Origin of the sequence: Anabaena sp. CCY 9613 (assembly GCF_963920895.1) — a bacterium.
Lineage (GTDB): Bacteria > Cyanobacteriota > Cyanobacteriia > Cyanobacteriales > Nostocaceae > Cyanocohniella.
This window is the reverse complement of record NZ_CAWUDE010000013.1, coordinates 153,732-164,886: the sequence shown is the minus strand read 5'-3', so window position 1 is coordinate 164,886 and position 11,155 is coordinate 153,732. Positions and strand designations below refer to the sequence as shown.

The window sequence follows — 11,155 nt, the reverse complement described above, 5'->3', positions numbered from 1 at the left end:
CATCCCGTTAAGTCTGGCGACTTTAACGGGAGTCCTCTTGCTCCATTAAGATAGAGAAAATGCCAGATTCAGTATTTACTATCTTTATGATCTTCGGCTTTATTTGGATACTCATGGGAGTTGTGGCGGTAATTGCTCTTGTCAAGTCGGAAGGTCAAGCGGTTCGCTTTGACAAATCAGCACTGATTGTATTTATCCCTATTATTATTCCCATTGTGATTGTTTTGTTATATCAGGTTTTCAGACCATTTTTCCCTAAAATCAAAACCTTATTCTGGAACAAGCGATCGCACTTCGTCCACGGATAAAGTCAATGCTTGGGCAATTTGTTCTACACTCAATCCCATTTGCAACAATTGAGGTACAGCGTTTCTTCTGGCTTGTTCAGCTTGTTCAGCACGTTGGTGTTCTTGTTCAGCGCGTTGGGAAATCTCTGCATAACTTAAAAAACGTTCACCATCTGGACGATAAAGCTGCAAACCAGTCTCTGATGGTACGAAACGAATTTGTAGTCTCGGACTTACCCAATCTGCCATTTGAGGGATGACATCTAAACCATCTTCACCTCGTAGCCAACCCTGTAGACTATTGCTGTCAGGATCATAAATGTAATACTCCTCTACACCATAGCGGTCATAGAAAAGTAATTTCTTCTCCATCTCTACTTTGGTATTACTAGGAGAGAGAATCTCAAAGACTACTTGTGGTGAAATTTTGCCTTCTTTCCATTGTAGATAAGATAAGCGATCTCCTTTCGGTCTACCTATAACTACCATGACATCTGGGGCGTTGACAATATTATTACGACCTTCTACTGGATACCAAAATAAATCTCCAGCCACAAATACGTTTGGGTCATCAGCAAATAGCCAATCGAGATTTTGTTTAATTTCGACAATCCAGCGAAACTGAATCGTATTATTCGCCACTGGTTTTCCGTCACTATCTGGATAAATGACCTCTGGTTGAGTCTGCGGTGGGATTTGCGATACCATAGCTTCGCCCTCAGCAGGATGTGGAATAGGGATGTTTTTAAGGTAGCAAAGAATTGCGGATATCTGAATAATTCACTGCCAATACATGAAGATGATTATTTAATTTTTGCCCAAAACCGGATAAATCCATAAGAATCGCTTGGTGTACCAGGACTTGTAGCGGAAGGTACATCGCCTAAGTTGACGACTACATTTGGGTAAATTGAATTGAAACCGTTGAGATTGACCAAACTCAGGATACGATCGCAGATACCAAAGTAATCGGCATTCAAAAATCTAGCTATTGCCAGATGCTCAAAACCTGTCTAGAGTTGTAACTTAACAACTGTTGAGCCGAAAGATATACTTGTGGATGCCATATTAGAACGATCGCACGAACTCAAACAAGCTTTAGTTGATTTTGTTCTGGATGCAGAAGGGGAACTAGCGCAAGCACTGGAAACCTATGCAGCAGAACAGTTACGCCGTGGTAGTGGAGATAATACGCAGCAAGACTTAATTATTGACAGCTTTCTCACCCAAGGGCAAGTTAATGACCATTCTCCGCTAGAGTTGTTTATCGCCAGCCATCAAGATTTATCAGAGAGCGATCGCAATTTAATCAATAATTGGCATCATAGTTTTATTGGTTTATTTGCCATCACCAGCATCTTACCCGATGGCTTTGAGTTAAGAAATTGGCTTACAAATAAACGCTATATTGTCAAGCCTACTAAGGCGCAAACATTACAAACATTATCAAGGTTGAAAGAAGGAGAAATATTACTCACTCGCATTTCACCTGTTAATGATAGCTACTGGATGTTTTCTGGCCCTCATACACTCATGGGTAAATTGGGTAAGCCAAAACTCGCCGTAGCAATTGGTAATTTTAAAGAAAACTATAAAAATAATCTTTATAGTGATGCTCCTGAGTTACTAGAGGAAGCTTGGAAATCAGTAGAAAAATATCATCATCAGTTTGTTGACTTTTTTGGTAGTGATGAAATTACATTGCCTGGATATCAACTAAATAAAAAAATAGCTGAATTTCAAGAAATACTGACTGAGCAAACTTTAGCTGCTGCGGGCATTGATTCTTCTAAATCTCTAGCAGAAATGGCAGAAGAAGCTGGTGTAAGTGAAGAAGAAATAAAAACAGCTGCAAAGGAAGTTGGTGCAGACTCAAAAGCAGTTTCTCAGCTTTTTAAAGGTGATAATAACAATGGTAAAACCAAAATGGTCATGCCAAAAGTGGATTTACCTGCTGACTTGAAAAAAGCAGAACAAGTAACGGCACTTTCCCATCCGCGTTGGGGACAAATGTTTGTTAAAACATACAGTCAAATGCAAGATATTTTATCTTCTGATGATGAGCAAAATCGCACAGAAAACGAGAAACTCATCCGCTATTACCTAGAAGACAAAAGTATTAATGTATTTATTTGGCATCGTCTAGCCGAGAAGTATCCCACTCAATTAGAAAAGTTATTACAAGATTTTCTGCAACGTCCAGAGTTTAACTTAACTAAAGACTTGGATACAGTTTTACAAGAATTTGATAAGCCTTTAGAGCCAGATTTACCAGAAATTGCTAGTGTACCCATACATTTGCACAATTTATTTCAAGAAGCTATTGCCGAAGTGCAAAAATCTAAGCCTAAGGGTAAGGGAAAGAAAAAAACAGGAACGGGTTTTAAATAAAGTGAGATACTAGAGGTTTCGGTAATTTAATCAGCTTCAAAGCTTTTACTATCATAGTCAAAAGTTAGAAAAGTATTGTCATCAGGCATGATTCCTATTTCAATAAATACTGTGAATTTTCTTATATAAATAAATTTTTTGGCATATTAGCATTAGTGCTAGAGTGCTGCATATTGGGAGTCAAACCAAGGCAGGTATGAGACATGGTGCGATTAAAAACGTGGCAATGGGGCGTATTAGCAATTCCCATCGTTATTATCATCACCTTTTTATTGGTATCCGCTGGGTTGCAGATTCATGCTTGGGGTATTAATTGGATTTGGGGTGTATTTACTCTGGTATTTGTGGGTTGGCGTTGGCTGCTAGTGAGATGGACTCAACCTGCAATCAAACAGCTCGAAGCGGTAATGACAGAAGTTCAAGAAGAACTAAAATCAGCCGCAGAAGATACAGCAGGAAGTGACACCACAAAGCAGGCGGAAATGGCACTCCAGGAGATTTTGAAAGTAGCACAAAACGATCGCCCGATTTGGGAAGATTGGCAAACTTTTTGGACACGATGCCAAGATTTAGTCACAGCGATCGCTCATATCTACTATCCTCAAGTTCAATATCCTCTATTAAATATCTACATACCCCAGGCTTACGGTTTGATTCGGGGAACAATGGATGATTTAGATCAGTGGATGCAAAAGTTATCCCCGGCTCTGAATCAAGTCACAGTTGCACAAGCTTATCAAGCGTATGAAGTCTACCGCAAACTAGAGCCATCGGCTCGTAAACTTTGGCAAGCCTGGAATTGGGCACAGTGGTTATTGAATCCTGTGGCAGCAGTGGCAAAACAAGCTACACAAGGTTATAGTAACCAGGCAACTCAGCAGCTATTGGTCAATTTGGGCCAACTTTTGCGGGAAAATGCGCTGAGGAATTTATGCCGTCAGGCGATCGCTCTTTATAGTGGTGGTAAACTGCCAATGTCAGCATCCGCCATTTCTACACCAGCACTACCCAAAGCGAAAACTCAAAATCTGCGAGAAATACTCACCCAAGCAGAACCACCAGAGGTAGTCGCCCAAAAACCAGTCAACATTTTACTTGTAGGCCGTACTGGTTCTGGCAAAAGCAGTTTGATTAACACGTTATTTCAAGCTGATTTGGCAGCCGTGGATATTTTGCCCAGCACTGATCAAATAGATAATTACCAATGGCAGTCTGCAAGTGGGGAAACTTTAAACCTGTGGGATACTCCAGGTTATGAACAAGTAAATGGTGGGGATCTGCGAAACTTGGTGCTTGATTATGCTACAAACGCAGATTTACTACTGTTAGTTACTCCTGCCCTTGATCCCGCCTTACAAATGGATGTGGATTTTCTCCAAGATATGCAGACGGCAGTTGCAGACTTACCAGCGATCGCAGTTGTCACCCAAGTAGATCGTCTGCGTCCCATCCGCGAGTGGCAACCGCCTTATGATTGGGAATGGGGTGATAAGCCCAAGGAAATTGCCATTCGGGAAGCTACCCAGTACCGCGCTCAACTTTTGGATAAATTCTGTAATCTGGTTTTACCCATTGTTACCAGTGATGTGAAAACAGGTCGAATGGCCTGGGGAGTAGAGGGACTATCTTTATCATTATTACAAGCGATCGCTCCTGCCAAACAACTGCGGCTAGCGCGCTTTTTGCGTAACTTAGAAGCCCGGACTGTGGCCACTGCCAAAATCATCGATCACTATACTTTCCAGATGGCAACGACTCAGGGACTAACTGCACTGCTTAAAAGTCCTGTACTTCAGTTTATCTCTACCTTATCAACGGGTTCTCCGACACTGGCGTATTTGCTGGCAGAACAAATCCCCGTGGAACAGTTGCCAATTGTGATTGGTAAACTTCAGATGGCCTATGATTTGTTTTCCCTGTTGAATACAAGTAATGTTAACCCGCTGAAATTTGATTTATTATCTCTGTGGCCATTGCTACTAGAAAACTCTGCCTCACCTGACCGCAACGCCTGGGCTTTTGGTCATGCTTTAGTAGAGTATTGGACTCAGAATTTGACTATTGAACAACTAAGGAAACGGTTTGATTACTATTTGCAGCAGCATAAATAAAGAGGCTACAAGCAGTCATGCAATGGAAAATGTCAGTAGCCTCTTTTGCTGATTAATACCATCTAGATTTATCAGTCCGGGTTTCTGGTCAGTAAAAACAATTAAGCTGGTTGTATTTCTGGATTACCGTCTTCAACTACAAATGAAGCACGCTTACTCAACGTCCCAAAAGGAGTTGTGACATTAGACATAACTAGATAATCTGTTTTCCAGTTTGTGGGAGTCAATGAACAGCGAACATATCCCCGTTGACCGTTGTAGAACTTAATGTGCGGGTTGTCAGGTAAATAAGCGGCTACTGTGGGATTCATATCTACCCCATCTCCACCAGAGCTAATTGAAGTACAGACAAATTCACTACCAACTGTAGCGGATTCTGGCTGATCAAAATTAACCTTCAGATTCATTGCCCAATGGGAATGCACATCACCTGCCAATGATACTGGATTGGAGGGCTGACGCTGTTGGAGGAAATTCATCAGGCGATCGCGAGAAGCCACATAAGCGTCCCACTTATCCATGCTAAAAATTTGGCCTTCACCTGGCAAAAAGTCTCTTTGAGCAATAGGTACTTGCTGCGCTAAAACATTCCATTTAGCTTGTGAGCTATCTAGACCTTGATACAACCAACTTTCTTGTTCTTGTCCTAGAATTGTTGCCTGTGGATCAAAAACCTCTGGGCAACGTTCTTTGCTACCATCACCACAAGGTTGGTCAGTACGATACTGGCGGGTATCTAAAACATGGAATGTTGCCAAATTACCAAAAGAAAGCCGACGGAAAAGTTGCATATCAGGGCCAGTGGGTCGTGAAAAAGGACGCAATGGCATGTGTTCATAGTAAGCCTGATAAGCAACTGCTCGCCGTTCCAAGAAAATTGCTGGATCTGCATCTGGCTCATTATCCAGTTGTGAAATGTCATTGGCGTAGTTGTTTTCCACTTCGTGGTCGTCCCAAGTGACAATCCAAGGTAAGGCTGCATGAGCTGCTTGCAAATCAGCATCAGTTTTATAGAGGGCGTGACGGTTGCGATAATCCTCTAAAGTCACAATTTTGGGACTATTATGTGGTCTGACGGTATTGTTGCCAATTCCTCCTTCATAGATATAGTCACCAGTATGTACCACTAAGCTGAGGTCATCCTGAGCTAGATATTTATAGGCGGTATAGTATCCTTGCTGATAGTTTTGGCAAGATACCACGGCAAAGTTAAATTGATTCAAGTAGCTTCCCGGTAAAGGAGCTGTACGAGTGCGACCAATGGGGCTAGTCTCTCTGCCGACAATAAATTGATACCAGTACCAAGTATTAGGTTCGAGTCCTTCAACTACAACCCGAATTGAATGCGCCAGTTCTGGTGTTGCAAACTCGCTACCTCTGGCTACAATCCTTCTCATCTTAGGATCAGTTGCCACTCGCCAGCGCACAGGCACATTATAAGGTGGCATTCCTCCTCCATTTAGAGGTTCAGGAGCTAGGCGAGTCCAAAGGACGACGCTAGTAGCATATGGTTCACCCGATGCCACACCGAGTTTAAAAGGATAGTCAGAAAATCGGCCTGTGGCGATCGCTCGTTGATGGGAAAATTGGCTGGTGACTGCAAACCCAGTTAATGCTCCCGCCCCAAGAATTAAATTACGTCGTTTGATTCGATTACGCAAAAACCGCTCAAAATTCAAGTAATCTGCCATTGTCATGCTCCTGACTAACAGGTGAATTTCAGCAGAGAAACATGTGATTACAGGAAAACGGGATAATCATAGGCAAACTCCACAACTAAATTTTCTTGCCAAAAATCAGGCGGGAATTGACAAATTTATCCAGTAATTTTTATGTATCAGATGTCACTTTGCCAAATTAAACCTACTAGTTAGAGATTAATTCTGTGCAAAGAAAGAGTTAATGAAAACTTAATTTTTGGATATTTATTGTTTATGATCAAATTAATCTAAAAGAAATGCGTCTCGATTGTTATTAATTAATTTTGGTTCGGGCTAATCAAAATAAACAATATCTATAAAATTTTGAAATAAGATTTTGGTTGACAGATTTAATTAAAAACTGCTCATACTGAAGTTACAGTCAAGAGCAGTTTTCAGTTGAAATGCCTAGATCCGATTTAGGCATCTTCTATTTCAAATTGCGCTACCGTCACAGCGTTAAAGGCAAACGCAAACACTAAAGGCATAGGGCACTTAAATATAACTGCCGAAACGATCGCCACAATTGTGCCAATCACCGCCGATGCTGACCAGACTCTTTCCTCAACAGTGAATCCTTTTTCAGATTTAATCAAGTTGAGGACATGATTGGGGATTGGTTCTGGCATGACTCCTCCTGGTGGAAAAGCCCAATAGTTGTTACGCCGCTCGACAAATAATTCAGTCCAGCCATTTTCTTGGCACCATGCTTCTATCCAATCAAGAGAGTAATGTGTCATAACGGTGTTGGTAATTTCGGCTTGCGGAATTTCTATAGTTGGTGAAAATAATTTGTGGGAGATTCCTGAATAGTTAACCAATCATTATGCCCTACAGGCAATGCTCCTCTTGTAAAGCGTTATCAGCATTTCAGATATACAATTATTGCTTAATCGCTCACCATAACTAACAGAATAACAGCCCATAATGACTGTTTAACTGGAAATACAATAAACTTTACTTAAAAATTTTGATGTCAAGAATTGTAAATAACTGCGCGATCGCCTGTTAACTAATAAAACTTTTTATATCGCAAAATTGATTTTATAAAATCAAGAATTGTAAATATTTAAGTGAGCAATTATTGTTTGATTATTGAATTTATCTAAAGTTAAATATAAAAAACTGTACCTTGCGAATGAATTTTGGTATGGATACAGTAGTGCGATCGCCACTCGGTTAGCATTTGAATTAAATGTATAATAAATCACAAAAATGCTTAATTGGTAACTGATCTAAATACGGTAAGCTGAAAGAAGTGATGAAAAATTACAGTAGCTTATGTTTTGGAAGCAAGGATTAGCATTGATTTTGGGGATTGTATTATTTTTCCAAGCTTCCCCTGCCTTGGCAGATTGGACTCATCCGATGTCATTTAGTAATGCAGAGTTAGCCAGACGTGATTTTTCTGGTCAAAGTTTACAAGCCGCTGAGTTCTCTAACGCCAATATGGAATTGGCTAACTTTGAAGATGCAGACTTGCGGGGAGCGGTCATGAGTGCTTCGGTAATGACGCAAGCAAATCTACATGGAGCGGATTTAACTAATGCTATGGTGGATCAGGTAAAGTTTACCGGGGCTGATTTGAGCGATGCCGTTTTCAAAGAAGCTCTGTTGCTGCGTTCTGTTTTTACTGATGTGAATATAGACAGCGCCGACTTTACAGATGCAATTTTGGATGGGGCACAAGTTAAAGAACTTTGCAATAAAGCCAGTGGTGTAAATTCTAAAACTGGTGTAGAAACTCGTTATTCTTTAGGATGTCGATGAAGCGTGTTGGTGTAATTGGTGGTGGGCAACTAGCCTGGATGATGGGGAATGCAGCGAAGAAGTTAGGAGTGGAATTGATAGTACAAACTCCTAGCAAAAATGATCCCGCTGTGTCTATTGCCCAAGATATCGTTTTGGCGTCCGTCGATGATGCTATTGCTACCGCAGCTTTAGCAGCAAAAACTGATGTTATCACCTTTGAAAATGAATTTGTAAATTTAGATGCCTTATCTTTAATCGAACATCAAGGTATTTGCTTTCGACCCAGGCTAGAAGCTTTAACTCCGCTTTTAGATAAATATCATCAGCGTTGCTATTTAAGAGATTTGAGATTACCTGTTCCCCAATTTTTTGCCCTTGAACAACAGGAAGATATTACATCTAAAATAGAAAAATTAGGTTTTCCAGTTGTTTTAAAATCCCGACGGCATGGTTATGACGGACAAGGTACTTTTATTATTCCCGATTTAGCTAGTTGGCAACAACAGCTAGATTCAAGTTTAAATCAATCTCTATTTTTAATAGAAGAATTTATCCCCTTTGAAAGAGAACTAGCAATAATTGCTGTTCGTTCTGTAGAAGGTGAAGTGGTCACTTATCCAGTGGTGGAAACCCAACAAGAACAACAAGTATGTCGGCGAGTAATTGCACCAGCTAATATTACACCTAATCAAGCAGCAGAAATTGAAGCGATCGCTCATACTCTATTAAATAGTTTGCAAGTAGTTGGGGTGTTTGGCATTGAACTATTTCTCACCGCCACTGGCACAGTCTTGGTAAATGAAATAGCCCCACGCACCCATAATTCTGGGCATTTTTCCCTAGATGCCTGCGAAACATCCCAATTTGAACAGCACTTGAGAGCGGTTTGTGGTTTACCTTTGGGAAACCCTGCATTACATTGTGCTAGTGCAATTATGGTCAACCTCCTGGGGTATGAAACTTCCAGTAGCGACTACCACAGCCAGCGTCAAAAATTAGCCGAGATTCCCCAAGCTTTTGTTCATTGGTACAACAAAACAGAATCTCGTCCTGGTCGTAAACTAGGACACGTCACAGTTTTACTAGATCATCAGAACCGAGATGCAGCCAATATCGTTGCTCAGAATATAGAATCTATCTGGTATGGCAATTAAATTTCCCAGAAAATTGCCCTACTGAACACACAACCGATTGTTGAAAGCTATAATGAGTTAGTTGCACTACGACGTTGGTGACTGCCATAAAGTTTTTTGATCTATGTCTTTAAAGAAAAGGGAAGCTAACAATTCTCGTGGCAGTAGACCGGGCATGTACCCGGAAACTTAAAACGAAGAAAGTCGGCACCCACCTGGTTTAACCAGGTCATAAACTTAGGTAAAACGGCGTCGCGGTGAACTCAAAATAATTAGCTCCTAAAGTTAGCAAAGACTTGGGAGCTTTAATTATCTAAAAATATAAATAAATTTACTAAGAGGCAGGGTCAGCATTTCACTGATTTCCCTTAAATAAATTCAGTTCCAGTGAATTTGATGATTTATCTGTGCCTACACAAGAAAATTAATTCTGTATACGTTGATTCTAATTTAGTGATCATTCAGAGTTAAGATAACAAAAATTGTATTAAATTGTGGTTCAAGCTACAAAAAATTGTCACAACAACTACCTCATACCGTATTTCCAGCTTCGGTTACCCGACTAGATAATGGCTTAACACTGATCCATCAAGAGATTTCCACTACACCCGTAGTTGTAGCTGATGTTTGGGTGCGTGCTGGAGCAACCCGTGAGCCAAAACCCTGGTTTGGGATTGCTCATTTTTTAGAACATATGATTTTTAAGGGTACAGCAACACTAGCACCGGGAATGTTTGATCATCAGATTGAAAACCGGGGCGGTGTTAGTAATGCGGCTACCAGCCATGATTATGCTCATTACACCCTGACTACAGCTGCCTCTTACCTAGGGGATACTTTACCCCATTTGGGAGAACTGTTAACTCAGGCGGCAATTCCCGACGATGAATTTATCCGCGAACGCGATGTAGTCTTAGAAGAAATCCGCGCTTGCAGCGATGATCCCGACTGGATAGGATTTCAAGCCCTCAATCAAAGCATTTATCAAAACCATCCTTACGGGCGTTCGGTGCTGGGTACTGAACAAGAACTGATGCAGCAGTCGCCCCAAGCCATGCGTTGTTTTCATCGCGCTCACTACCAACCAGATAACATGACAGTAGTGATTGTCGGGGGAATTGCTCAAGAACCAGCCAGGGAACTTGTTAATCAGTCATTTGTTGATTTTGCTGAACCCTTGCATTGTCCGCAGTCGGAAACCATAGTAGAACCAGTCATTGCCGGCATTCATCGCCAAGAACTATGCTTACCACGGGTAGAACAAGCTAGATTACTCATGGCGTGGGTTGTCCCCGGAGTCAAGCAACTCCGCACCGCCTATGGTTTAGATTTATTATCAGTATTATTGGCAGAAGGGCGAACTTCTCGCTTGGTGCGTGAGTTAAGAGAAGAATCGCAATTAGTACAGGGAATTTGTAGTAATTTTTCTCTGCAACAAGAATCGAGTTTATTTACAATTACTGCTTGGTTGGAGCCAGAAAACCTGGATACAGTAGAGAACTTGATTCGTCAACATTTGGATGATTTACAAAACCAAGAAATTAGCGCCCAGGAACTAGCTCGGACACAAAGACTGTTGTGTAATGAGTATGCATTTTCTACCGAGACACCAAATCAACTTACAGGGTTGTATGGGTACTACAACACTATCGCTCATGCTGAATTAGCGGTGGCATATCCGCAGCAGATTCAATCGTTTCAAACCCCAGAACTGCAACAATTAGCAAAACAATATCTTTCACCGCAAAATTATGCAGTGACGATACTTAAACCCTGTTAGT

The 11,155-nt window shown here is 41.1% G+C and carries 10 protein-coding genes and 1 other RNA gene; 7 read left to right on the top strand and 4 right to left on the bottom strand.

The features are described 5' to 3' along the window. The first annotated feature begins 59 nt into the window (after window positions 1-59). Entirely contained in the window at window positions 60-308 is a 249-nt protein-coding gene (locus ACM0OT_RS16645; protein ID WP_414565516.1) for a hypothetical protein, read from the top strand. Here ACM0OT_RS16645 and ACM0OT_RS16640 read toward each other — a convergent pair. Then, a complete protein-coding gene (locus ACM0OT_RS16640) occupies window positions 270-995 on the bottom strand; it encodes a Uma2 family endonuclease (RefSeq protein ID WP_414565514.1) in 726 nt (241 codons plus the stop codon). The genes ACM0OT_RS16645 and ACM0OT_RS16640 overlap by 39 nt on opposite strands. Before the next feature lie 95 nt (window positions 996-1,090). After that, on the bottom strand, window positions 1,091-1,267 hold the full coding sequence (locus ACM0OT_RS16635) for a hypothetical protein (protein ID WP_414565512.1): 177 nt from the start codon (window positions 1,265-1,267) through the stop codon (window positions 1,091-1,093). A 76-nt stretch (window positions 1,268-1,343) separates the two neighbouring features. Between ACM0OT_RS16635 and ACM0OT_RS16630 the strand changes: the two genes are divergently transcribed. Both ACM0OT_RS16630 and ACM0OT_RS16625 read left to right on the top strand, forming a co-directional pair. Continuing rightward, window positions 1,344-2,678, top strand: a complete 1,335-nt coding sequence (locus tag ACM0OT_RS16630) for a hypothetical protein (RefSeq protein WP_414565510.1) — start codon at window positions 1,344-1,346, stop codon at window positions 2,676-2,678. A 203-nt stretch (window positions 2,679-2,881) separates the two neighbouring features. Beyond that, window positions 2,882-4,789 carry a GTPase family protein gene (locus ACM0OT_RS16625; protein ID WP_414565508.1) on the top strand — a complete coding sequence of 636 codons (1,908 nt, stop codon included), beginning with the start codon at window positions 2,882-2,884 and terminating at the stop codon, window positions 4,787-4,789. 101 nt (window positions 4,790-4,890) lie between these two features. Here the strand turns inward: ACM0OT_RS16625 and ACM0OT_RS16620 are convergent, their stop codons facing one another. Then, complete coding sequence (locus ACM0OT_RS16620) at window positions 4,891-6,480, bottom strand: alkaline phosphatase D family protein (protein WP_414565506.1); 1,590 nt, start codon at window positions 6,478-6,480, stop codon at window positions 4,891-4,893. 428 nt (window positions 6,481-6,908) lie between these two features. Then, window positions 6,909-7,229, bottom strand: a complete 321-nt coding sequence (locus ACM0OT_RS16615; RefSeq protein WP_414565530.1) for a hypothetical protein — start codon at window positions 7,227-7,229, stop codon at window positions 6,909-6,911. 541 nt (window positions 7,230-7,770) lie between these two features. Here ACM0OT_RS16615 and ACM0OT_RS16610 point away from each other — a divergent pair. The 4 genes from ACM0OT_RS16610 (at window position 7,771) to ACM0OT_RS16595 (ending at window position 11,154) form a co-directional block, all read left to right on the top strand. Next, window positions 7,771-8,259 carry a pentapeptide repeat-containing protein gene (locus tag ACM0OT_RS16610; RefSeq protein WP_414565504.1) on the top strand — a complete coding sequence of 163 codons (489 nt, stop codon included), beginning with the start codon at window positions 7,771-7,773 and terminating at the stop codon, window positions 8,257-8,259. Then, window positions 8,256-9,395, top strand: coding sequence for a 5-(carboxyamino)imidazole ribonucleotide synthase (locus ACM0OT_RS16605; protein WP_414565528.1), 1,140 nt, complete (start codon window positions 8,256-8,258; stop codon window positions 9,393-9,395). The genes ACM0OT_RS16610 and ACM0OT_RS16605 overlap by 4 nt, the downstream gene beginning before the upstream one ends. A 60-nt stretch (window positions 9,396-9,455) precedes the next feature. Beyond that, window positions 9,456-9,639, top strand: a non-coding RNA gene (gene ssrS / locus ACM0OT_RS16600) — 6S RNA. A gap of 249 nt (window positions 9,640-9,888) precedes the next feature. Beyond that, entirely contained in the window at window positions 9,889-11,154 is a 1,266-nt protein-coding gene (locus tag ACM0OT_RS16595) for a M16 family metallopeptidase (RefSeq protein ID WP_414565502.1), read from the top strand. The last annotated feature ends 1 nt before the right edge of the window (window position 11,155 follow it).